Source organism: Pseudomonas sp. BF-R-30, assembly GCF_019956175.1.
Classification (GTDB): Bacteria; Pseudomonadota; Gammaproteobacteria; order Pseudomonadales; family Pseudomonadaceae; genus Aquipseudomonas; species Aquipseudomonas jessenii.
On sequence record NZ_JAHBDE010000002.1, the window covers coordinates 20,962 to 43,395 of the forward strand.

General features: G+C 62.4%; 20 protein-coding genes. 9 read left to right on the plus strand and 11 right to left on the minus strand.

Annotated features, from left to right (window positions below; genetic code table 11):
• The first annotated feature begins 28 nt into the window (after positions 1-28).
• Entirely contained in the window at positions 29-793 is a 765-nt protein-coding gene (locus tag KGB20_RS00955; protein ID WP_154910498.1) for a tetratricopeptide repeat protein, read from the plus strand.
• Between the two features lie 14 nt (positions 794-807).
• Here KGB20_RS00955 and KGB20_RS00960 read toward each other — a convergent pair whose 3' ends face one another.
• From KGB20_RS00960 to KGB20_RS00975, 4 genes are all read right to left on the minus strand, one after another.
• The gene (locus KGB20_RS00960; RefSeq protein WP_154862271.1) at positions 808-1,980 is read right to left on the minus strand and encodes a helix-turn-helix transcriptional regulator; all 1,173 of its coding nucleotides are present in this window, start codon (positions 1,978-1,980) and stop codon (positions 808-810) included.
• A gap of 129 nt (positions 1,981-2,109) precedes the next feature.
• Entirely contained in the window at positions 2,110-4,002 is a 1,893-nt protein-coding gene (cysN, locus tag KGB20_RS00965; protein WP_057715276.1) for a sulfate adenylyltransferase subunit CysN, read from the minus strand.
• Positions 4,002-5,096 (minus strand): sulfate adenylyltransferase subunit CysD, encoded by a 1,095-nt coding sequence (gene cysD / locus KGB20_RS00970; protein WP_317850878.1) that lies wholly within the window; start codon positions 5,094-5,096, stop codon positions 4,002-4,004. Before cysD ends, cysN begins: the two co-directional genes overlap by 1 nt.
• A complete protein-coding gene (locus tag KGB20_RS00975) occupies positions 5,011-5,481 on the minus strand; it encodes an SRPBCC domain-containing protein (RefSeq protein ID WP_154862273.1) in 471 nt (156 codons plus the stop codon). Before KGB20_RS00975 ends, cysD begins: the two co-directional genes overlap by 86 nt.
• A gap of 209 nt (positions 5,482-5,690) precedes the next feature.
• Between KGB20_RS00975 and KGB20_RS00980 the strand changes: the two genes are divergently transcribed.
• From KGB20_RS00980 to KGB20_RS01010, 7 genes are all read left to right on the plus strand, one after another.
• A complete protein-coding gene (locus KGB20_RS00980) occupies positions 5,691-6,806 on the plus strand; it encodes a DUF1214 domain-containing protein (protein WP_154910497.1) in 1,116 nt (371 codons plus the stop codon).
• Complete coding sequence (locus KGB20_RS00985) at positions 6,803-7,972, plus strand: sulfotransferase family protein (RefSeq protein WP_154862275.1); 1,170 nt, start codon at positions 6,803-6,805, stop codon at positions 7,970-7,972. The genes KGB20_RS00980 and KGB20_RS00985 overlap by 4 nt, the downstream gene beginning before the upstream one ends.
• 32 nt (positions 7,973-8,004) lie before the next feature.
• On the plus strand, positions 8,005-8,793 hold the full coding sequence (locus KGB20_RS00990; RefSeq protein WP_154910496.1) for an SDR family oxidoreductase: 789 nt from the start codon (positions 8,005-8,007) through the stop codon (positions 8,791-8,793).
• Between the two features lie 12 nt (positions 8,794-8,805).
• Positions 8,806-9,774 carry a DHH family phosphoesterase gene (locus KGB20_RS00995; protein ID WP_154910495.1) on the plus strand — a complete coding sequence of 323 codons (969 nt, stop codon included), beginning with the start codon at positions 8,806-8,808 and terminating at the stop codon, positions 9,772-9,774.
• A gap of 189 nt (positions 9,775-9,963) precedes the next feature.
• A complete protein-coding gene (locus tag KGB20_RS01000; protein ID WP_102670069.1) occupies positions 9,964-10,785 on the plus strand; it encodes an ABC transporter substrate-binding protein in 822 nt (273 codons plus the stop codon).
• Positions 10,782-11,627, plus strand: coding sequence for an amino acid ABC transporter permease (locus KGB20_RS01005; RefSeq protein ID WP_154910494.1), 846 nt, complete (start codon positions 10,782-10,784; stop codon positions 11,625-11,627). The genes KGB20_RS01000 and KGB20_RS01005 overlap by 4 nt, the downstream gene beginning before the upstream one ends.
• A 34-nt stretch (positions 11,628-11,661) precedes the next feature.
• Positions 11,662-13,044, plus strand: a complete 1,383-nt coding sequence (locus KGB20_RS01010) for an LLM class flavin-dependent oxidoreductase (RefSeq protein ID WP_154910493.1) — start codon at positions 11,662-11,664, stop codon at positions 13,042-13,044.
• 304 nt (positions 13,045-13,348) lie between these two features.
• On the opposite strand, the gene KGB20_RS01015 is transcribed toward KGB20_RS01010, so the two are convergent.
• The 7 genes from KGB20_RS01015 to KGB20_RS01045 all read right to left on the minus strand — a co-directional run bounded on the left by KGB20_RS01015 (position 13,349) and on the right by KGB20_RS01045 (position 21,525).
• Positions 13,349-14,821, minus strand: a complete 1,473-nt coding sequence (locus KGB20_RS01015) for an aldehyde dehydrogenase family protein (protein WP_154910492.1) — start codon at positions 14,819-14,821, stop codon at positions 13,349-13,351.
• The gene (locus KGB20_RS01020; protein ID WP_057715265.1) at positions 14,814-15,641 is read right to left on the minus strand and encodes an ABC transporter permease; all 828 of its coding nucleotides are present in this window, start codon (positions 15,639-15,641) and stop codon (positions 14,814-14,816) included. The genes KGB20_RS01015 and KGB20_RS01020 overlap by 8 nt, the downstream gene beginning before the upstream one ends.
• 1 nt (position 15,642) lies before the next feature.
• On the minus strand, positions 15,643-16,560 hold the full coding sequence (locus KGB20_RS01025; RefSeq protein ID WP_154910491.1) for an ABC transporter permease: 918 nt from the start codon (positions 16,558-16,560) through the stop codon (positions 15,643-15,645).
• 31 nt (positions 16,561-16,591) lie between these two features.
• The gene (locus KGB20_RS01030) at positions 16,592-17,734 is read right to left on the minus strand and encodes a PotD/PotF family extracellular solute-binding protein (RefSeq protein WP_057715263.1); all 1,143 of its coding nucleotides are present in this window, start codon (positions 17,732-17,734) and stop codon (positions 16,592-16,594) included.
• Between the two features lie 39 nt (positions 17,735-17,773).
• Positions 17,774-18,889, minus strand: coding sequence for an ABC transporter ATP-binding protein (locus KGB20_RS01035; RefSeq protein WP_154910490.1), 1,116 nt, complete (start codon positions 18,887-18,889; stop codon positions 17,774-17,776).
• A 419-nt stretch (positions 18,890-19,308) separates the two neighbouring features.
• Complete coding sequence (locus KGB20_RS01040) at positions 19,309-20,133, minus strand: response regulator transcription factor (protein WP_150814504.1); 825 nt, start codon at positions 20,131-20,133, stop codon at positions 19,309-19,311.
• 171 nt (positions 20,134-20,304) lie between these two features.
• Positions 20,305-21,525, minus strand: coding sequence for an MFS transporter (locus KGB20_RS01045; RefSeq protein ID WP_154910488.1), 1,221 nt, complete (start codon positions 21,523-21,525; stop codon positions 20,305-20,307).
• A 133-nt stretch (positions 21,526-21,658) separates the two neighbouring features.
• On the opposite strand from KGB20_RS01045, the gene KGB20_RS01050 reads away from it, so the two are divergent.
• Entirely contained in the window at positions 21,659-22,432 is a 774-nt protein-coding gene (locus tag KGB20_RS01050; RefSeq protein ID WP_150814501.1) for an AraC family transcriptional regulator, read from the plus strand.
• The last annotated feature ends 2 nt before the right edge of the window (positions 22,433-22,434 follow it).

Genomic DNA, 22,434 nt, shown 5'->3' on the forward strand with positions numbered 1-22,434 from the left:
CGTTTGAATTCAGTCGAGTCCGCCCCTGATGCCAACCAAGAGTTTTCTGCCGGGCCTCATCCTGGTGTTCTGCACTGTCCCGTCGCTTTATTCGGTTGCTGGCGAACGAAGCGCGCCGACGCAGAGTAACAGCGCATCAACCACCCTGATCGAAACCGCCTCGCGGCAGTATGAAAATGGCCAACTGGACCAGGCTGCCGCCACGCTGGAGCGTGCCCTGCATATCCAGCCGAACAATCCCGCGACGCTGCATTATCTGGGGGTGTTGCGCCTTCAGCAGGGGCAGTACCAGCAGGCTGAAACCCTGGCGGCGCGCTCGAACATACGGGTTGGTCGCAACGTCGAGTTACGCAACCGCAACTTCCAATTGATCCAGGCGGCGCAGCAGGCCCAGTCTTCGGGTACCCCACCCAATGCAAAAGAGGACGTGGTCGCAGTACAGAAGGGGCTGGAGGAGGAGGCCCAAAGGCGTCGCGAAGCGGAAGTGGCCGTTGCTGAGCAATCCACTCCGGACACTGGGAACGACGCTGGCAACTTGGCTCGCGCAGAGGCATATCGGGGGCTGGATGCGCCGTCGGCTGGCAGAGCCGGGCCCGAAGGAAAATTACAAATGACTAATGTCGAGCCAGAGCGGGCGTACGCTGAGGTCGAGATTCCCCGCGGCCATATGCCGCGTCCGGGTAAATGCCGAATCTGGTTTCCTGATCGCCCGGCGGGGCATCAGCCCGCACCCGGCAAATGCAAGAAGCTGCGACATCGGGTTCCCCCGGGGGCCTACCTGGTGCGCGGTTGAGTTTATGAAAGTAGCTACCCCAACGACGCCACGCTATTGAGCAAGGTCTTGACCAGTTGCGCCTGGCGCGTGGCGCCAGTCTTGGCGAATACACCGCGCAAGTGAGCGCGCACGGTGTTGCGCGAAACCCCGAGTGCCTCGGCTGTCTCATCGAGGGTCTGGCCGTCCATGACCAGCATGGCCACTTCGGTTTCCGTGCGGGTCAGTTGGAACAGGCTACGCAGCAGGTCACGCGAGGCTTGTGGCGAGTCGGCGGGATCGCGGATGAACACCACCACTGCCGGGCGTCGGGCGCTGTTGTGGGTCTGGTAGTTCATGGCAATCGGGCGCAGCAGCAGGTTCAGCGGCATCTCACCGCTGGGCCGCGACAGGGTCAGGACTTGCAGGTCGTCGAGGCCGCGGGGGCGTTGTTTCAACACGGCCTGGATGGCCTGCTGCAGTGTGCGGTTCTCATGGTTGGCGAAGGCACAGAGCTTGTCGTGCTTGCACTCCAGACCGTCATGGCTGTCGAACAGGCGCTGGGCGGCACGGTTGCAGCGCATCATCCGGCCGTTCTCGTCGAGGATGGCCGTGCCCACCATCAGGCGGTCGATGGTTGCCGCGTAGAGCTGGCGTTCGGCATCCAGTTGATCCACCGCCGAGTGCAGGTCCACCGCCTGTTGCAGGTGCGGCAGCAACAGGCGGATCAGGTTGATCTGCGCCGGGGTGAACGCTTCGCTGGCGTGGTCGCGGCAGGCGAACAGCGCGCAGTGCATGCCGGCGGCGGTGCGCATGTTGGCCACCAGCACATCGCGCAGGTCCAGGGGGTGCAGGTAGTTGCGGTAGAAATCATGGGCCAGCCAGGCCTCCGTGCCCAGCACCTGGTCGGCACTGGCCACCTGGTCCGCGGGCCAGTCGAGGAACGGGCAGATCGAATAGAAGTGTTCGCTGTAAGAGGGCTCGCCGGGCAACAGCGCGCCATGCACCGAGGCATTGACGATCAGCCCGGGGCGTTCATGGTCGGGGTTGCGCAGCACCAGGGTGAAGAAGCTGGCGGCGAATCGCTGGCGCAGGGCTTCCAGCAAACTGGCCCAGGGCGTGGGCTCCAGCGTGCCGTGGTAGACCAGCCCGAGCAGGTTGCTGAGCTCGGCAGAGGGGATGTCGATGCTGGCGTGCAGGTCCGGGCAGGTGGAAAAGGGCAGGGTCATGCGCACCTCTTTGGCTGCGTGTTGTCATGGGCGAGTATCGACCGGGGTCACGGCGGCAAAATCGTCCGTTTGGCCTAGGCACTGACGGGCGCAGCGCATGCCCAAGGGGCAGGCTGCGCCCGGTAGCTCTTACAGCGCCAGCAGGGCTTCGACTATGCGTTCGGCGGCGGCCTCGGCAGACTCGTGCCGGGTGTCGATATGGATATCCGGCGCCACTGGCGGCTGGTAGGGCGAGTCGATGCCGGTGAAGTTCTTCAGCTCACCGCGCCGGGCTTTGAGGTACAGGCCCTTGGGGTCGCGCTGCTCGGCCAGGGCCAGCGGCGCATCGATGAAGATCTCGAGGAAGTTGCCGTCACCGGCCAGGCTGCGGGCCATGTCACGCTCGGCCCGGAACGGCGAGATGAACGAGACCAGGGTGATCAGTCCGGCATCGAGCATCAGCCTGGCCACCTCCGCGACCCGGCGGATGTTTTCCACCCGGTCGGCTTCGGTAAAGCCCAGGTCGCGGTTCAGGCCGTGGCGCACGTTGTCGCCGTCGAGCAGATAGGTGTGGCGGCCCAGGGCATGCAGCTTGCGCTCGACCAGGTTGGCGATGGTCGATTTACCCGCGCCGGACAAACCGGTAAACCACAGCACCCGTGGCGACTGGCCCTTGAGCGCGGCGTGGGCCTCGCGGTTGACGTCGATGGCCTGCCAGTGCACGTTCTGCGCACGACGCAAGGCGAAGTGCAGCATGCCGGCACCGACCGTGCGATTGCTCAGGCGGTCGATAACGATAAAGCCCCCGGTATCGCGGTTGTCGGCATAAGCATCGAAGGCGATCGGCCGGTCCAGGTGCAGGTTGCATACGCCAATGCCGTTCAGCTCCAGGGTCTTGGCCGCCAGGTGCTCGAGGCTATTCACATCGACCCGGTGCTTGAGGTTGGCGCAGCTCATGCCGACGGTGCGGCAACCGATCTTCATCAGGTACGGGCGCCCCGGCAGCAGGGGTTGTTCGTCCATCCATACCAGGGTCGCTTCGAACTGGTCGGCCACCGCCGGCGGGGTGTCGGCTAGGGCGATCAGGTCGCCGCGGCTGATATCGATCTCGTCCTTTAGGGTCAGGGTCACAGCCTGGCCGCACAGGGCTTGCTGCTGCTCCCCGGCGCTGCCAAGGATGCCGGTGATCTCGCTCTGCTGGCCCGAGGGCAGCACGCGGATGCGCTCGCCGACGCGCACGCTGCCGGCCACGACGTTGCCGCAATAGCCACGAAAATCCAGGTTCGGCCGGTTCACCCACTGCACCGGCAGACGGAACGCTGCCTGGCTCTGCCGGTCCTGCTCCAGCGGTACGTCTTCAAGGTAGGCAAGCAGGCTCGGGCCCTGGTACCAGGGCGTGTTGGGGCTGGCCTGGAGCATGTTGTCGCCGCGCAGCGCCGACAGCGGGATGCACTGGATATCCTGCAGGCCGATCTGTGCGGCGAAGGCGCGATACTCGGCTTCGATGCGCTCGAACACCGCCTGGGAGTAGTCCACCAGGTCGAGCTTGTTGATCGCCACCACCACCTTGCGGATGCCCAGCAGCGACACCAGGTAACTGTGCCGGCGGGTCTGGGTCAACAAGCCCTGGCGGGCGTCGATGAGGATCACCGCCAGGTCGGCGGTGGACGCGCCGGTGACCATGTTGCGGGTGTACTGTTCGTGGCCGGGGGTGTCGGCGACGATGAACTTGCGCTTGTCGGTGGCAAAGAAGCGATAAGCCACATCGATGGTGATGCCTTGCTCGCGCTCGGCGCTCAGGCCGTCGACCAGCAGGGCGAAATCCAGTTCGTCACCCTGGGTGCCGAGCTTTTTCGAGTCGGCTTCGAGCTGGCCAAGCTGGTCCTCGAATAACACCTTGGATTCATACAGCAGTCGGCCGATCAGGGTGCTCTTGCCGTCGTCGACACTGCCACAGGTGATGAAGCGCAGCAGCTGCTTGTTCTGCTGTTGTTGCAGGTAGGGCGTCAGGTCGCCATTGCGTGCGTCGGTGATTGCGTTCATCAGAAATACCCCTCTTGTTTTTTCTTCTCCATGGAGCCCGCCGAGTCGCTGTCGATCAGGCGGCCCTGGCGTTCCGAGGTGCGGCTGACCAGCATTTCGCCGATGATCGCCGGCAGGTTGTCGGCGTCACTGTCGATGGCGCCGGTCAACGGGTAGCAGCCCAGGGTGCGGAAGCGCACCTTGCGCAGTTCCGGGGTTTCTCCCGGCAGCAGCGGCATGCGTTCGTCGTCGACCATGATCAGCGTGCCGTCACGGCGCACCACCGGGCGCTCCTTGGCGAAGTACAAGGGCACGATGGGGATCTGTTCCAGGTAGATGTATTGCCAGATATCCAGCTCGGTCCAGTTCGACAGCGGGAACACCCGCAGGCTTTCACCCTTGCGCTTGCGGGTGTTGTACAGGTGCCAGAGCTCCGGGCGCTGCTGCTTGGGGTCCCAGCGGTGCTGCTCGGAGCGCAGCGAAAACACCCGCTCCTTGGCCCGCGACTTTTCCTCGTCGCGCCGGGCGCCGCCGAACGCGGCATCGAAACCGTAGTGGTCCAGGGCCTGTTTCAGGCCCTGGGTCTTCCACACATCGGTGTGCAAGGCCGAGCCGTGGATGAAAGGGTCGATGGCCTTTTCCACGCCTTCGGGGTTGATGTGCACCAGCAGTTCCAGGCCCAGGCGTTCGGCGGTCTGGTCGCGAAAGGCGATCATTTCGCGAAACTTCCAGGTGGTGTCCACGTGCAGCAGGGGGAAGGGCGGCTTGCCCGGGGCGAAGGCTTTCATCGCCAGGTGCAGCATGACCGCGCTGTCCTTGCCGATGGAGTAGAGCATCACCGGGTTTTCACACTCGGCCACCACTTCACGGATGATCTGGATGCTTTCCGCTTCCAGCCATTGCAGATGAGTCAACATCGAATACCTCCTCGAGTTCTGCCGGGATTGGCGCCGGCTGAACACCACGGTAGGTAAAGCACCGCCGGCACTTCTTCGTCTGCTTGGACGAAGAGGCGCCGGCAGCTGCAGGTCACGCGACGGACGCGTACAGCGTCTCGACACGGATCTTGAGGGCGTGGGCAACGGCATCGAACCCGTGTTTGACCCAAGCGCCATGATCGGTCATGACCTGGTCGGCGGTGGCGCCGAGGAACTGGTCGGTGGTGTGGTAGCGGCAACTGGCCGCGCCGGTGGGCTCGATGTGCTGCTCGCGACGGGCAGCGTCGGGATTGTCGGCGTTGGCATACATCTCCCAGGCGAGTAACCGGTGGGGTTCGAAGTCAGCCAGGTACTCGATCACGTGCAGCAGTTCACCAGGTCGTCCCGGATCGGGCAGAAACAGATTGACCGGTTCGCCCAATCGCAAGCTGGACTCGACCTTGACGGTGTAGGGGTTCCACTGCGGATAACGCACCAGGTCGATCAGTACCGACCAGACAAATTCGGCCGGTGCGGCGATGTCCACGGTCACTGAACGGACCAGATTTTTCTCTGCGGTCATGGGTAACTCCTCTGAGGATGACTGCGCGCCACGAACTGCGGCGGGAAGTAAGCCATGGGCTCAGGCGCGATCCTCGCCGCTCACGGCGCACGGCTCCTCGTCCGTGCGGACTAGCAGGCGATTTAGTCCGCTTGGACGAAGAATCGGCAAGGGGGTGCTCCCTAAGGTCACTGGCAGCGGCGGGCTTTCCGCCAACAGAGGAGACCGAAATGGTTACAGACAGAATCGATCAGGAGGTGCTCAGCGGCGAAAGCTGGAACCTCTTCTGCGAGCAACTGCGGCGTAGCGGCGAGCAAATATTGCGCGCCGAGGCTCCGGCCGATGTGCAGACCCGCGCCGAAGGATTTCGCTATCTCACGCGTTTGCTGCGCATTGCACTGGAAATGCACCTGGAATTTGCCGATCCGGACTTCCCTGGCTTCATCACCCCCTCCCATGAAACCGCGAAAATTGGCGCCGACAACCCCGATAATCTGTATAGCTATGCGCGCCTCAACGGCGCGCACGAGTATCGGGTCAGCGGCCAGCGCGGCAGTGTTGCCTACCTCAGTTTCGGTTCCCAGAAGGGGGGCTACGAGACGGATGGCAAGATGATCCAGACCGGCTTTCTCGATGCCGGCATGTTGCAGTCGGATGCCGAGGGCAACTTCGAAATCATCCTCAGCCAGCATCCCCCCGGCATCGGTAACTGGCTGCGACTCGAACCGCAGAGCAATGCCTTGATTGTCCGCCAAACCTTTCTGGACCGTAGCAGCGAGCAGCCGGCGCAACTGCGCATTGAACGCCTCAATGCCCGCCAGACACCCGAACCGCTGAATGCGCCGCGCTTGCAACAAAGCCTGCAGCGGGTGGGAAGTTTCGTCGAGAACACCGCGCGGTTATTCGCCGACTGGGCTCAGGGTTATCAGAAGCACACCAATCAACTGCCCGCCGCCGACCAGGCACTGTGCCAGTCGGTGGGGGGCGACCCGAACATTTTCTATTACCACTCTTACTGGGCTCTGGCTGATGACGAGGCATTGCTGATCGAGGTCGATCAGGTGCCCGACTGCGATTTCTGGAATGTGCAGATCAACAACTATTGGATGGAGTCGCTCGACTACCGCTACCACCGCATCTGTCTGAACAAACAGTCGGCGCAACTGGAGGCGGATGGCCGCTTGCGCATGATCCTCTGCGGCGTTGACCCCGGTCTGGCGAACTGGCTGGAAACTGCCGGCCATCCCCATGGCACCCTCTGCCTGCGATGGGTGGGAGCAAAGCAGCCGGTGCAGCCAACGACACGCGTGATCAAACTCAATGATCTGAAGGAGCTTGTGCGATGAGTGCCAATGACTTCGCCCTGGATAGCTTGCTGGCTGAAGCTTGCGCACGTGCGGGCGGCCTCGACGATTTCGGCCCCGGCGATTTTCGCCAGGGCCTGGTGGTGCTGGCTGACGCCCTGGAAAAAGAAGCGCGGCTATCCGTGTCGGGGCGCGGACTGTTGCGTGAGAAACTGTTGGCGCAACTGGTCAACCGTCTGATCATCGAGGATCACTGTCGGCGTTACCCACAAATCCTCGAGCTGGAAATCAACGACCCACTGGTGATCGTCGGCCTGCCACGCACCGGCACCACGCTGCTGCAACGCACCCTGGCGGTGGACCCGCAGTTCAGCAAGGCGCAGTGGTGGGAAACCCGCTACCCGGCGCCTCTCGACGGGGAGACCCTGGAGCAGCCGTTGCAGCGCCTAGGTCGGGCGCGCGCCGAAGTCGCGGCGATGGTCGAGTTCCTTCCGCAACTGCTGGCCATTCACCCACTGGACGCCGAGCAGCCCGACGAAGAGTTCATGCTGATGGAGCACTCGTTCCTCTGCGCCATGGACTCCTACGTCAACGTCCCCAGCTACACCGCCTGGCTCGACCGTCAGGACCAGACCCAGGTCTACCGTTACCTCAAGCGCTCCCTGCAGTTCCTGCAATGGCAGCAGGCACGCCGTGGCATCGCCCCCGGCCGGCGCTGGTTGCTCAAGAGCCCGCAGCACCTGCATACCCTGGAGCTGTTGTTCGAAGTGTTCCCCGGTGCGCAGGTGGTGCTCACCCATCGCGAACCGGCCAGGACCATTCCCTCGCTGGCCAGCTTCATCCATACCCTGTGGCAGTTGTACAGCGACCAGGCCGATGCCCAAGCCGTCGGCGAGCAGTGGAACCGACGCATGGCGCGGGCCTTGCGCCATGCCATGGCGGTGCGCGAAGGCATGCCGGCCGGGCGCTTTCTCGATGTGCAGTTCGAAGACACCCTGGCCGCGCCCCAGGCCGTGGTCGAGCGCATCTATCGCTTCGCCGGCCTTGAATGCACGGCAAAGGTTCAGGCAGAGATGGGCCAATGGTTGTCCGTCAATGGCCGGGAAAAACGCGCTGCCCATCACTACAGCCCTGACCAGTTCGGCCTCAGCGACGCGCTGCTGCAGCGTGACTACGCCGAGTACCGCGCCCGGCATCTGAGCGCCTGAGCCTGCCCCATAACAATAAGAGGATTCATCCCATGCTGCTTAAAGACAAAGTCGTGATGGTCTCGGGCGTCGGCCCCGGGCTGGGTATCAAACTGGCCCTGGAGGCCGCGCGCGAAGGGGCGCGGGCCGTGGCCATCGGCGCCCGCGACATGGGCCGCCTGCTTGAGGCACAACAGCGCATCAAGGCGGTCGCCGGGCATTGCGAAGTGCTGTGCGTGGCCACCGATATCACCGATGTGCAGGCCTGCAATCGTTTCGCCGAAGCCACCCTCGAGCAATTCGGCCGTATCGATGCGCTGATCAACAGCGCCTTTTCCCATGGCGGTTTCCAGGCGGTGGACGAGGCGGACAACGACCCGCTGCGCGAGGCCCTGGAGGTCAACCTGCTGGGCTCGCTGAACATGAGCCGCGCGGTGCTGGCGCCAATGCGCGCGCAGGGCGCGGGGGCGATCGTCATGATCAACACCCTGGGTGTGCGCAAACCGTATCAGGGTGGCGCGGCCTATGCCGCGTCGAAAAGCGCCCTGGCGGCCAGTGTGCGCTACCTGGCCAGCGAGCAGGCGGCCCATGGATTGCGGGTCAACGCTCTGGCCTGTGGCTGGATGTGGGGCGAGCCGGTGCAGGCCCTGGTACGCCAGAGCGCTGCCGCCCGGGGTGTCAGCGAAGAACAGGTGCGCGCCGAGTTCAGTGCCGGCATCCCTGGCGGGCGCATGCGCAGCGACGAGGAGTGCGCCCGCGCTGCGTTGTTTCTGGCATCGGACTACGCCAGTGCGATCAATGGCGCGCAACTCGATGCCAACGGCGGCGAAGTCATGTACTGAGGAGCAGGGCAGATGAACACAATCGATCACTGCGCTTTCAACGGCGATGCCGACGGTCTGTGCGCCCTGCAGCAGTTGCGCCTGGCGGGTGAACTGGATCCGCAGGTGCGCCTGGTCAGCGGGGTCAAGCGCGACATCGAGTTATTGCGCCGGGTCCAGGCCGGGCCCGGCGAGCGGGTCACTGTGCTGGACGTGGCCCACGAGCAGAACCGCGAGGCCACCCGGCGCCTGCTCGACGCCGGCGCCCGGGTACGCTACTTCGACCACCACTTTGCCGGCGAACTGCCGCGGCATCCGGCATTCGAGTCCTTCATCGACACGGCCGCCCAGGTGTGCACCAGCCTGCTGGTCAACACCTGCCTGGACGGGCGTCATCACCGCTGGGCGGTGGCCGCCGCCTTTGGTGACGGCCTGGCCGGCCCGGCCCGGGTGCTGGCGGCGCAGCATGGCCTGGCCGACGATGAGGTGCATGCCCTGGAGGAACTGGGCCTGCTGCTCAACTACAACGCCTATGGCGACAGCCTGTCGGACCTGCACTTCGAGCCGCTGGCGCTGGCCGCCGAGCTGCTGCCTTACCACGACCCGCTGGACTTCATCCGCCACAGCACAAGCTTCACCACCCTGCGCACCGGCCACGCCGCCGACATGGCTGCAGCCGCAGGCCTTGAACCCTGGCACGAGGGCCGGGGCGCGCAGCTGTACCGCCTGCCCGCGCAACCCTGGGCGCGGCGGGTCAGCGGTGTGCTGGCCAACCAGTTGGCGGCCGGTGCGCCACGCAAGGCGATCGGCTTGCTCAGCGCCAGGGCGGACGGTGACTGGACGTTCAGCTTGCGGGTACCGGAAGAGGCCGGGCTGACGGCGGATGCCTTCTGCCGGCAGTTTCCAACGGGGGGCGGGCGCAAACGTGCTGCCGGGATCAACCATCTGGCCGACGCGCAATTGAAGGAAGTTGCCGCACGCCTGCTCGATTGCTATCGCTGAACAAAAAGCAACACCCGGACCGGATCTGTCGGGGTGTTGCTTGGCACCAAAAGTCAGCGGTTCAAGCACCTGAACCGCTTGATCAAATATAGCTTGAATGCAGCCTTATATTCCATAAAGCTAGTACAAACTATTTTTATAGTGCGTTTTAATCTATTCAGTATTTTGAATCGATTGGAGCACTTGTCTGTGAACACTAAGGCGCTTTTACCATTTGGCTTGGCATTACTGGCTACCTGCTCGACGGCTTTCGCGGGCGCCACCCTGGATCGCGTAACCAGTAGCGGGGAGCTGACCGGCGTTCTGATGGAAAGCTATCCGCCATTCTCCTTTCTCAATGAACAGAACCAACTGGACGGGTTTGACGTCGATGTCGCCAAGGCCGTTGCGCAACGGCTAGGGGTGAAGCTGAAGCTGCAGACTCCGTCTTGGGATGTCATCGCTGCCGGCCACTGGAACGGACGATATGACATCTGCGTCTGCTCGATGACCCCGAGCAAGGCACGGGCCGAAGTGTTCGACTTTCCGGTGGAGTATTACCAGTCACCGGCGGTGATCGTGGTCAATGCCAAAGACAAGAACATTGTCACGGGCAAGGATCTGTCAGGTAAAAAAGTCGGTGTGATCAGTGCGTCGACCTATGAAGCCTATCTGAACAAGGATCTGGTGATCGAGGGCGCCGAGGACAAGCCGTTGAGCTATCCATTCGAAAGCGTCCAGGTCGCGCCATACGACAACGAAACGGTCGCCTTCCAGGATCTGGCCCTGGGCACCGGCGTGCGCCTGGATGCCATGGTCACTAACCTCATCACCGCTCGCGAACGCATCGCCCAGGATCCTCGCTTCAAAATTGCCGGCGACACGCTGTATGCGGAGCCCAACGTGGTCGCGATCGAAAAGGGCGATCCGCAATGGAATGCCAAAGTCACTGAGGTTGTCACCCAGCTCAAGGCCGACGGCACATTAAGCAAGATTTCACAGAAGTGGATCGGTGCCGATATCAGCCAATGACAGCCCTCAATCCACACCCGGCCAAGACGGCTGTCGCCCCCGAAACCGAGACGCGTCGTTTCAGCCCGATACCTGGTTTTCGCACTCGCCTGTATTTGACCTGGGCAGTGCTGTTTGGCCTGTGCGTCATGTTTTTCATGAGCTTCGATCTGAAGTTCTCGATCATTGTGCAGAAGCTGCCCAACCTGGTCGGCTTGCATTTGGGGCCTGACGGTTTCTTGCAAGGCGCCGCGCTGACACTGTTCCTGTGCTTCTGTTCGATCTGGCTTTCGTTGCTCCTTGGCTTCGTGACGGCACTGGCGCGCCTGTCTCGCAGTGCAGTGGCTTTCGGCGTTGCCAGTTTCTATGCGTCTTTCTTTCGCGGTACTCCACTGTTGATCCAGATCCTGCTGATCTACCTGGGGCTGCCGCAGTTGGGTGTCGTGCCGGGCGCCATCAGCGCGGGAATCATTGCGCTGTCGCTCAATTACGGTGCCTACCTCAGCGAGATTTTTCGTGCCGGCATCATGGCTGTAGCACCCGGACAGCGCGAAGCGGCGATGGCTCTGGGGCTGGGGCCGGCGGCAACGTTCCTGCACATCGTCCTGCCGCAAGCCATGCGCACGATCATTCCCCCGACAACCAGTCAGTTCATTTCAATGCTCAAGGACTCGTCGTTGATATCGGTGATGGGGGTCTGGGAAGTGATGTTCCTGGCGCAGTCGTATGGTCGCTCGTCTTACCGCTACATCGAAATGCTCACCACCGCAGCCGTTATCTATTGGCTCCTGTCCATTGGACTGGAGTTGATACAGAACCGTCTTGAACGCCACTACGGCAAAGGTTTCAAGCATCAGCGCTGACCCGTCCGTTTAATGACTTTTTACAGGTACTACGATGTCCGATCCAAAACCTCTGTTGTTTGCGTTATACGAGCAAGCCAGCGTTGGCTGTGGCGGCGCGCCGAGCCTCTGGACGCACCCGGCTGACGAGCGACTGACCATCAACTCGCTGGGCTACTGGTCGAACCTGGCACGCATCGCCGACCAGGCTCATCTCGACATGCTGTTTTTTGGTGATGTGCTGGGTTTCTACGATGTGTTTGGCGGTAATGCCGACGCGGCCATGAAGTGGGCGGTGGAAGCACCGGCCAACGACCCGTTGATGATCATCCCGGCATTGGCCGCCGTGACGGAAAACCTCGCCTTCGGCGTCACGGTCACCACCAGTTACGAGCATCCTTTCACCCACGCCCGGCGCTTCAGCACGCTGGACCACCTGACCAATGGCCGGGTCGGCTGGAACATCGTCACCTCCTACCTGACCAGCGCCGCTCGCAACTTCGGCCTGGAGCAGATGATCAAGCACGATGATCGCTATGAACGCGCAGACGAATTTCTCGATGTGGTCTACAAACTCTGGGAAGGCAGCTGGGCAAACGATGCCGTGATTGCCGACAAGTCTCGCCAGGTCTATGCCAAGGGCGATCGCGTGCGACCGATCAATCATGTTGGCGAGCATTACCGGGTGGCCGGGCCGCATTTGACATCCCCGTCACCGCAACGCACACCCTTGCTGATCCAGGCCGGTTGGTCAGGCCGCGGCCGCGAGTTTGCAGCCAAGCACGCCGAACTGATTTTCATCGCCAAGTCCAACCCGCTGGAGATTCGCCAGGGATTGGAAGATATATGGACGCAGGCCAGGGCACGGGGGCGTCACGCCGGGGATGTCAAATCACTGACAGTACTTCGCATCGTCACGGCCAGGACCGAGATCGAAGCCCAACGCAAATATGACGAACTGCAAAGCAACTATCACTTGCAGGCGCAACTGGTGAGTTATGCCGGTGATACCGGTATCGACATCAGCCGCTACGCGGACAGCGACGCGTTGTCCACTCACACCGAAGGCATGACTTCCTATGTGATGCGTCCTGATGGCAGTGGCAAGCCCTTGACCGCCGGCGATGTCAAACAGCGCTTTGCCAAAGTCACCCGGGGCAGTGATCTGATTCTGGTGGGAACGCCGCAACAAGTGGCCGATCGGATCGAAGAACACGCCCGTATTTCCGGCACCAGCGGCTACATGCTCAACCCGCTGATCAGCCCGGGCAGCCTTGAGGACTTCGTTGAACTGATCATTCCTGAACTGCAAAAACGCGGCTTGTATCGTACCCAGCCACAGAACGGTACTTTCCGTTCGCGGTTACGGGACGATGGCGCCAGCCATTTACCGGACTCTGCTTACGGCGCCTCATTCCGCTTTGATAAAGGTTTTTAGGGCGGGACAGTCCTGAAAAAAAGCGGCTCTCCAGAGGCCAATGCCAGTCAGTTAATCCCGGGGACACTGTGGGAGCGGGCTTGCTCGCGAAGAGGCCGGCACATCCAACAAAGATATTGGCTGACCCACCGCTATCGCGAGCAAGCTCGCTCCCACAGTTTTGACTTTCAGTGAACGCCAATCCTGCGGTTGGCCACAATCCCTGTGGGAGCGGGCTTGCTCGCGAAGAGGCCGGCACATTTAACAGAGATATTGACTGACCCACCGCTATCGCGAGCAAGCTGGTTCCCACAGTTTGACCTGCTTACTTCAAGTACCACCCCCAAGGCTGGTCGCTGACGTACTCGGTCACCTGTTTGACCTCCAGGTAATTGTGTAACCCCCATTGGCCCAGTTCGCGGCCGATGCCGCTGTGTTTCATGCCGCCCCAGGGGGCTTCGACGAAGGTCGGTTGCGAGCAGTTGACCCAGACGATCCCGGCGCGCAACTGGTTGGCGACCCGGGCGGTGCGCTGCAAGTCCGCGCTCATCACGGCAGCGGCCAGGCCGAAGCGACTGGCGTTGGCCATCTGCAGCGCTTGCTCTTCGGTCTTGAAGCGCTTGATGCACAGCACCGGGCCGAACACTTCTTCGCGCCACAGAATGCTGCTGTGACCAGGCTCGTCGAAAATCGCTGGCTCGACAAAGTAACCTTCGCGCAAGTGCGCCGGTCGCCGTCCGCCCGTGAGCAAACGGGCGCCACTGGCCAGGCCCTGGTCGATGAAGCCGAGCACCTTGTCGTACTGGCCCTGGCTGACCAGCGGACCGAGCAGCACGCCGTGCTGCATGCCTGGGCCAATGCTGATCTTGCGGGTTTCCTCCACCAGCCGTTCGATCAGGCGCGCAGCGATGGTTTCCTGCACCAGCAGACGAGACGTGGCGCTGCACACCTGGCCCTGGTTCCAGAAAATCCCGAACAAAATCCACTCCACGGCGGCTTCGACATCGGCGTCGTCGAAAACGATAAAGGCAGACTTGCCCCCCAGTTCCAGGCTGATGTTCTTGATGTCGCGGGCCGCCGCCGACATGATTTTCGCGCCGGTGGGCACGCTGCCGGTGAAGGCCAGTTTGTCCACCCCCGGATGCTCGGTGAGCGGGCTACCGGCATCGGCGCCGAGGCCGGTGACCAGGTTCAACACCCCGGCGGGCAAGCCGATACGATCGGCGGCAGCGGCCAGTTCCAGGGCGGTCAGCGGCGTCAGTTCCGACGGTTTCAACACCACAGTGGCCCCGGCTGCCAAAGCCGGCGCAACCTTCCACGCGGCCATCAGCAGCGGGTAGTTCCAGGGAATGATCTGCCCGGCCACGCCAATCGGCTCGTGGCGGATGCGGCAGCGGAAACGCGCGTCCGGCAAGTCCCGCGGCTGATCCTGTTGCTGATCCAGTTCGCGGGCCAACCCGGCGTAGTAGCGAAAACAGGCGATGGCGTCACCAATGTCCCACTGCGCTTCGGGCAAGGGTTTGCCGTTGTCGCGCACTTCCAGTTCCGCCAGCGCCTGCTGGCCACTTTCCAGTTCATCGGCCAGCGCCTCCAGCCATTGCCCGCGCTCGGCGCCGCTGGTCTGGTCCCAGCCATTGTCAAAGGCGCGACGGGCCGCACGCACGGCATGGTCGACGTCTTCTTCAGTGCCTGCCGCCACGCGGTGGAAGACTTGCTCGGTGGCCGGATCAATCACGTCCAGATAGCCGCCCAGGTCCGGGCTGACCCATTCGCCGTTGATATAGAGCTGATCACGCATGGTGCGACTCCTGGACGCCGGTGCGGCGGTTTTGCAGATGGCGGGAAGTGAACAGCAGGGCCAGCGATACGCAGATGATTACCGTGGAAATTGCGTTGATCTCCGGCGTCACACCACGGCGGATGGAGGAAAAGATGTAGATCGGCAACGTCGTTTCGGAACCGGCAACGAAGAACGCGATGATGAAATCGTCGAAGCTGAAGGTGAACGCCAACAGGAACCCGGCCATGATCGCAGGACTGATCTGCGGCAGGGTCACCCGCCAGAAGGTGTCCATCGGTGGCGCGTACAGGTCCGCGGAGGCTTCCAGCAAGGCCTTGTCCAGGGAATCGACGCGGCTGCGCACGATCACCATCACCAGTGCCATGGTGAAAAGCGAATGCGCGGCGATCACGGTGAAGAACCCCATGTTCAACTTCGGTACCGTTGGCAACCAGCTCGCCAGCAACGGGTTGATCAGGTCGAACAGGCTGATGAAGGCAATCAGCGTCGAGATGCCGATGACGATGCCCGGCACGATGATCGCGCAATAGGTCAGCGCATCGAACAGCATCCGTACCTTGGCGCCGCAGCGCTGCAAGCCGAACACCGCCAGGGTGCCGAACAGCGTGGCGATCACCGCCGAACTGAAGGCGATCAGTGCGCTGTTGCCCAGGGCTTCCATGATGAACGGGTTGCCGAACGCGGTGCCGAACCATTGCACCGAGCAGCACTGGAACGCCAGGCCACTGCGCCCGGCGTTGAAGCTGAACAGCACAATCAAGGCAATCGGCGCGTAGAGAAACAGGTACAGCGAGGTTGAATAGCTGCGCAGCCACATGTCACAGGCCTCCGTCGGCAGGGCGGCCGCCGTAGCGCGCCACCAGTTTCAGATACACGCCGATGATCAGCAGCATCATCGCCACCAACGTCATGGCCAGCGCACTGCCGAACGGCCAGTTGCGCGATTGCAGGAACAGGTCGACCAGCGCGTTGCCGACAAAGAACACCTTGCCGCCACCGAGAATGGCCGGGATCAGGAATTCGCCCATCAGCAGGATGAACACCAGCATCACCCCGGTGATGATCCCCGGCGCGGACAGCGGCAGGGTGATCCGGCGGAAGCTTTCGAAGGCGCTGGCACCGAGGTCCGCCGAGGCTTCGAGCAGGCGTTTGTCGAGTTTTTCCAGGCTGACGTAGATCGGGAACACCATCAGCGGCAGGTAGCCGTAGACGATGCCGATCAGCACCGCCCACGGCGTGTTGATCAGCCGTACATCCTCAAGACCCAGGCTGGCCAGCAGCGCCGGGATGCCCTTGCCGCTGAGGATGAAAATCCACGCGTAGGTGCGGATCAGGAAACTGGTCCAGAACGGCACGATCACCAGGGTCAGCAACAGCGAGCGGTTCCTTGTGACCTTGACCGCAAGGAAGTACGCCAATGGATAAGCCGCCACCAGGCACACCAGGGTGCCCAGCGGCGCCAACATCAGCGTGTTGCTGAAGGCCGCACCGCGAGAACCGAGGTTCAGGTAGTTGGCCAGTGTGAAGCCACCGGCGTAACCGCCCACGGCGCTGCGCTCGCCGAAACTGAAGACCAGTATGATCACCAGCGGCATCAACAACAGCAGCAGGAACCACAGGGTCGAAGGCAAGAGCATCAGCAGGGTAATGCGCCGGCCGAGGCTGCGCCGTTGGCGAACCTCGACCGACAGGGTATGGCCCGGCTGCACCGTTTGCGGGTGGGCGGCGGCATTCATGGGTGACTCCTCATTGGCCATGGTCAAGCGATCAGGCGGACTTGAATCGCGCCATCAGTTCGGCGCGCGCCGGGCTGGTCAGCGTTGCGGCGGCACCGAACTCCAGCGGGCTCAGGGCCTCGGCGGCCGGGTACATGATCGGATCGTCGAGCATCGCCACAGGCAGCAGCGCGTCGACACGCTTGTCGCCGCTCGGGTAGCCGTGGCTCAGCACTTCCAGCTTGTTGTGCTGCGGATCGAGCAAGTAGTTGATGAACGCGTAGGCGGCATCCTTGTGCTCAGAGCTTTTGGGAATCGCGAAGAAGTCGCTCCACAGTTCGCCACCTTCCTTGCCCAGTTCGAACTGCATTTGCGCGTTGTCGCGGTGCAGTTGCGAAGCATCGCCGGTCCAGGACATCGCCAGCCAGGCATCGCCGCTGCGCATCGACGGCTGGATGTCGGAGTTGATCGCGAACAGGTGTGGCTTGACCTCGATCAGCAGCTTTTCGGCATCGGCCAGTTCTTTCGGGTCCAGGGAGTTGAAGCTGTAGCCAAAGCTTTTCAGCGCGTTGCCGATGGCGGTCAACTGGTAGTCGTGGACCATCGTCCGGCCACTGGCCGGGCCTTGGGCGGCGGCCCAGAATTCCTTCCAGCTGGCTGGGCCGTTTTTCAGTTTGCCGGCGTCGTAGAGCATGCCGGTGGTGCCCCAGTTTTTCGGTACCGCGTAGACCTTGCCGTCCACCGTGCCCTGGGCCATGAACTTTTGCTGGAACGCCGAGGCGTCGAAGTTGGGGATTCGCGACAGGTCCAGCGGCTCGATCAGGCCCAGGCCGACGTAGGTGCTGATGGTGTAGTTGGTCGGCACCAGCACGTCCCAGCCACTGCCGCCGGCCTGTAATTTGGCGAGCATTTCCTCGTTGGAACCGAACACGCTCATCGACACCCGGGCGCCGGTGGTCTTGCCGAAGGCGTCGAGGTTTTCCTGGCTGTGGTAGTTCGGCCAGGTCGCCAGCGACAGGCGATCACCGAGCCTGGTTTGCTCGGCGGCTTCTGCGGTGGAGGTCAGCAGGCCGGGCATGTTGGTCGCGACCACGGCGGCGGCGATCCCAAGGCCCGTGCGGCCAAGGAACTCACGGCGGCTGATCGAGCCGTTCTGCCAGCTGCGCAGGGTTTTTATAAAAGTCTTCTGGTCCATAGCACGCTCCACATCCGGTTGATGAAACGAATCGATGATTTACAACGCCATGGCCAGGCCATTGGCGTGATCCCAGCCGACGCGCACTGCCGCGCCGTGTTCGAATGCATTGGCGCCGTGATCCTGCTGGCGCGGAACCCGCACGCAAACCACGCCAAAGGCCTGGGTGCGCACGCGGTACTCGGTGGAATTGCCCAGATAAATGCGATCTTCGACGCAACCCGGCAGCTTCACCTCCCGGGTCATCTCGACGTTGGCCCCGGCGATGCTGATCAGCTCCGGCCGTACCGCAATGCAACCGGCGGTGTTGGCGCTCAGGGCTTTGCCGGTGGGGGTGAGCGGGCTGGTCAGTTCCAGCCCTTGCTCGGTGCGCAGCACCACGGTGTTGCCGTTGAGCTGGCGCACGGTGCCGTCGAACAGATTGGACTCACCGATAAAATCCGCCACGTAGCGGCTGGCCGGGGCTTCATAGAGTTGTTCCGGAGTGGCAGTCTGGATGATCGAACCGTTGTGCATCACGCTGATGCTGTCACTCATCGACAGGGCTTCTTCCTGGTCGTGGGTGACCAGCACGAAGGTGATGCCGACCTCGCGTTGCAAGCGCAGCAGTTCCGATTGCATCTCCTTGCGCAGCTTGCGGTCCAGTGCGGCCAGCGGCTCGTCGAGCAGCAACACCGTCGGCTTGTTCACCAGCGCACGGGCGAGGGCGACACGCTGTTGCTGGCCGCCGGACAGTTCGCTCGGCTTGCGCTGGCCGAAGCCGCTCAGGCGCACCATTTCCAGCGCTTCATCGGCCATGCGCAGTTGCTGTTTTTTGTCAGGGCGCGGGGTGCGATAGCGCAGGCCATAGGCAATGTTCTGTGCCACGGTCAGGTGCGGGAACAGCGCGTAATGCTGGAACACCATGTTCACCGGCCGCTCGAAGGCCGGCACGCCGGCAACGCTCTTGCCGGCCAAGCGGACCTCGCCGCTGGTGGGCTGTTCGAAGCCGGCGATCATGCGCAGGGTGGTGGTCTTGCCACAACCCGAGCCGCCGAGAAAGGAATGAAACGAGCCACGCCGCACCGCGAAATTCAGACCGCCGACGGCCTGCACCTCGCCATAGCGTTTGACCACATTGCAGAATTCGATATCGCTTGGCGGGGTGTTGTTCACGAGACGGGCTCCCTTGCAGTGATGAATCAGTGCGTCGGGGGCCAAACTAGCAATCGGGGTTTTGCAGTGTATATATCCCTTGGGGGATAGAAGCGGATTGTTGTAGGAGCGAGCTCGCTCGCGATGAACTCAAGAGCACTGCGTTGAGCCAGTCATCACGCGTAATCGTTAACGACCATCGCGAGCGGGCTCGCTCCTACAAGGGATTATTGCCAACCGACAGGTATTAACCTGCAAACCGAGCCCAGGGGTGGTGGATCAGCTTGATCCGCCCTGACCACAATCTCCGGATCACCGATAGACCTGTGGGAGCGGGCTTGCTCGCGAAGGCGGTGTGTCAGGCAACATAGGTGTCGGCTAAAAAACCGCTTTCGCGAGCAAGCCCGCTCCCACAAGGGTTTTCTGTTGACTGACAGGTATCAGGCTTGCAGCTTGAGGCCGGGGGCCTGCAACGGATCCTCCGTCAGCTCCCGAATAAACAAACCCAGCAACTCCGACTGGCTGCCAATGCCCAGCTTGGCATAGATGTTCTTGCGGTGAATCTTCACCGTGCCGGGGCTGATGTTCAGTTGTTCGGCCACTGAGGCGCTGGAGTGGCCGCGCAGCAACAGTTGAACGATTTCCTGCTCGCGTCCGGTGAGGATGTGCGCGCCGAAGTGGTCGAAGGCTTCGCGGATCTTGAAGTCCAGGTCCTGCGCCGGTCGCGGTTCCTGAGCCTGACGCAAGCGCCAGGCCTCATTGATGACCTGCTCGACCACCGCTTGCGCGCACTCGACCAGTTGCATTTCGTCCCGGCTGAATGCACAGCTGGCGCTGGATCGCATCAGCGACAACACCGCCATGGCGCCACCGCCGAGGTCGACGAAGAACGCCACTTCCTCGGCCAGTCCGGTTTGCTGGTAATAGGTCAGGAAGTACTCGCCGAGGTAGAAGTGGTCGGGGGCGAACTGGCGCAGACGCCACAGCCCCGGCGCCTGCCCACGGGTACAAGCCAGGTAGAAGGGATCCAGCAGGTAAGGCCCGCACTGATAGTCGTCGACATACACCGCCCGCTTGTCCGCCGAGAACGTATCGAACAACGCCAGTGGCCGGTGATTGCCTTCGTAGACAAACAACACGAAATGATCGACCGGGCAGATTTGCCGAAGCCAATGGCTCAACCCCGACAACCGCCCATGCCCGGCAGGCAGGTCGAGCAGGTGGGCGACACCGGTGGTCCAGAGTTTCAGTTCCTTGGGGCGCATGGCGGCTACAGGCAGAAGAGGATGGCCTTTGGATGCACAAAGTACGCCATGGCGGTATTGCCCGTGTGAAGCGCGGCGGTTGGCGGTGCGTCGTGGCATAGACGCACCGCAACAGGGCTTGGTGTTACCGAGTGCTACAGGGCAGGTATCAAAAATGATCGGCTGAATCCTTTAGCGAGCACTCCGGGTCGAAGGCAACAGGATCGTCAGAATCCCCAGCAGCGGCAGGTACGAACACAGCGTGTACACGTACTCGATGCCCCGGATATCCGCCAGATGCCCCAGCAGCGCGGCGCCAATGCCGCCGAAACCGAACATCAGGCCGAAGAACACCCCGGCGATCATGCCGACGTTGCCGGGCACCAGTTCCTGGGCGAAGACCACGATGGCCGAGAACGCCGAGGCGAGGATGAAGCCGATGATCATGCTCAGCACACCCGTCCAGAACAGGTCGACGTAGGGCAGGGCGAGGGTGAAGGGCGCAGCGCCGAGGATGGAAAACCAGATCACCTGCTTGCGGCCGATCCGGTCGCCGATCGGGCCACCAAAGAATGTGCCCGCCGCGACGGCGCCAAGAAACAGGAACAGGTACAGCTGCGAACTGGCCACCGACAGGTCGAACTTCTCGATCAGGTAGAAGGTGAAGTAACTGGTGAAGCTGGCCATGTAGAAGTATTTGGAGAACACCAGCAGCGCCAGCACCACCAGGGCGAACGTCACCCGCCGTTTCGACAGGCCGTGGGTGGCCTTGCTGCCTTGCTTGAGCTTGAACAGGTTCAGGTGATTGCGGTACCAGCGGCTCAGGCCGTATTGCACGAGGATGGCAAACACCGCGAACAGGCCGAACCAGGCGACGTTGCCCTGGCCGTACGGAATGATGATCGCGGCGGCCAGCAATGGGCCGAAGGCGCTACCGGCGTTGCCACCGACCTGGAAGGTCGACTGCGCCAGGCCGTAGCGACCGCCCGAAGCCAGGCGCGCCACCCGCGAGGTCTCCGGGTGAAAGGTCGACGAACCAACCCCCACCAGTGCCGAGGCCACGAGAATGGCCGGGAAGCTGCCGACCATCGACAGCATGAGAATACCGATCAGGGTGCAGACCATGCCGGCCGGCAACAGCCACGGTTTGGGATGACGGTCGGTGTAGAAACCGATCCACGGTTGCAGCAGCGAGGCGGTGAGCTGGAAGGTGAGGGTGATCAGGCCGACCTGGGTAAAACTCAGGCCATAACTGGCCTTGAGCATCGGGTAGATCGACGGCAGCACGGCCTGGATCAGGTCGTTGATCAGGTGCGCCAGCGCACAGGCGCCGATGACGCGCATGACCAGGGGGCTGGCCTGGCTAGCCACCGAAGCGGTGGGTGAGGGAGAGCTCAGGGTAGTGGTCGACATAGGCGAGTTTCCGGATAAAAACGCGAACTGCGAACGCAAGGCGCAGCCAATTTCAGGGTTCGGCGTTATCCTAGGGGCCTCAACGACGCCCGTCTCGCGCAACTCGGGCGTGGACCATCGCAAAAAGGGCGTCATGATCAAACCATTGCAGACATTTCTCGCGGAGATCGACCAGGGCGGCTGGAGCGTACGCAGCAGTGCGACCGACTATCCGGAAAACTGGTTCATCCCGCCGCACTCCCATGAGAAACATCAACTGATCTATGCCATCGAAGGCGTGATGGTGGTGCACGCCGCCACCAGCCAATGGACGGTGCCGCCGAGCCGTGGCATCTGGATGCCGAGTGGAGAAGTGCACTCGATTCGCTGTGTGGGGGCGATCAAGATGCGCAGCGTTTTCGTGCGCCCTGACCCGAGCCTGGATCTGCCCGCCGAAACCCGGGCGGTGAGTGTTTCCGCGTTGCTGAGCGAGCTGATCAAGGTCTCGGTCGATTTCGACTTCGCCTGCAATCCGGACTCGCGGGAGGCCCGGGTGCTGCGGCTGATCCTGGATGAACTGACGATCCTGCCGACCTTGCCGTTGAACCTGCCGCAGCCCGCCGATCAACGTATCAACCTGATCTGTAGCGCGTTGCAGCGTGACCCTGGGGATGGCTCGACGTTGTCGGACTGGAGCGCCCGGTTGAGCCTCGACGCCAAAACCATCCAGCGCAGGTTTCGCAAGGAAACCGGCATGACTTTCGGCCAATGGCGCCAGCAAGCGCGACTGCTGTTGGCGCTGGAACGGATAGCCGTCGGGGAGAAGATCATCGACATCGCCGGGGAGCTGGGATACGACAGTCCAAGCGCGTTCACGACCATGTTCAAGAAGCAGTTCGGCAAGACGCCGAGCGATTTTTTCAAGTGATG

What these genes read in the sequence shown, in the direction of transcription:
- KGB20_RS00955 (WP_154910498.1), top strand. Translation starts at nt 29, where the DNA reads ATGCCAACCAAGAGTTTTCTGCCGGGCCTCATCCTGGTGTTCTGCACT.
- KGB20_RS00960 (WP_154862271.1), bottom strand. Translation starts at nt 1,980, where the DNA reads ATGACCCTGCCCTTTTCCACCTGCCCGGACCTGCACGCCAGCATCGAC.
- cysN (WP_057715276.1), bottom strand. Translation starts at nt 4,002, where the DNA reads ATGAACGCAATCACCGACGCACGCAATGGCGACCTGACGCCCTACCTG.
- cysD (WP_317850878.1), bottom strand. Translation starts at nt 5,096, where the DNA reads ATGGCGCTTGGGTCAAACACGGGTTCGATGCCGTTGCCCACGCCCTCA.
- KGB20_RS00975 (WP_154862273.1), bottom strand. Translation starts at nt 5,481, where the DNA reads ATGACCGCAGAGAAAAATCTGGTCCGTTCAGTGACCGTGGACATCGCC.
- KGB20_RS00980 (WP_154910497.1), top strand. Translation starts at nt 5,691, where the DNA reads ATGGTTACAGACAGAATCGATCAGGAGGTGCTCAGCGGCGAAAGCTGG.
- KGB20_RS00985 (WP_154862275.1), top strand. Translation starts at nt 6,803, where the DNA reads ATGAGTGCCAATGACTTCGCCCTGGATAGCTTGCTGGCTGAAGCTTGC.
- KGB20_RS00990 (WP_154910496.1), top strand. Translation starts at nt 8,005, where the DNA reads ATGCTGCTTAAAGACAAAGTCGTGATGGTCTCGGGCGTCGGCCCCGGG.
- KGB20_RS00995 (WP_154910495.1), top strand. Translation starts at nt 8,806, where the DNA reads ATGAACACAATCGATCACTGCGCTTTCAACGGCGATGCCGACGGTCTG.
- KGB20_RS01005 (WP_154910494.1), top strand. Translation starts at nt 10,782, where the DNA reads ATGACAGCCCTCAATCCACACCCGGCCAAGACGGCTGTCGCCCCCGAA.
- KGB20_RS01010 (WP_154910493.1), top strand. Translation starts at nt 11,662, where the DNA reads ATGTCCGATCCAAAACCTCTGTTGTTTGCGTTATACGAGCAAGCCAGC.
- KGB20_RS01015 (WP_154910492.1), bottom strand. Translation starts at nt 14,821, where the DNA reads ATGCGTGATCAGCTCTATATCAACGGCGAATGGGTCAGCCCGGACCTG.
- KGB20_RS01020 (WP_057715265.1), bottom strand. Translation starts at nt 15,641, where the DNA reads ATGTGGCTGCGCAGCTATTCAACCTCGCTGTACCTGTTTCTCTACGCG.
- KGB20_RS01025 (WP_154910491.1), bottom strand. Translation starts at nt 16,560, where the DNA reads ATGAATGCCGCCGCCCACCCGCAAACGGTGCAGCCGGGCCATACCCTG.
- KGB20_RS01030 (WP_057715263.1), bottom strand. Translation starts at nt 17,734, where the DNA reads ATGGACCAGAAGACTTTTATAAAAACCCTGCGCAGCTGGCAGAACGGC.
- KGB20_RS01040 (WP_150814504.1), bottom strand. Translation starts at nt 20,133, where the DNA reads ATGCGCCCCAAGGAACTGAAACTCTGGACCACCGGTGTCGCCCACCTG.
- KGB20_RS01045 (WP_154910488.1), bottom strand. Translation starts at nt 21,525, where the DNA reads ATGTCGACCACTACCCTGAGCTCTCCCTCACCCACCGCTTCGGTGGCT.
- KGB20_RS01050 (WP_150814501.1), top strand. Translation starts at nt 21,659, where the DNA reads ATGATCAAACCATTGCAGACATTTCTCGCGGAGATCGACCAGGGCGGC.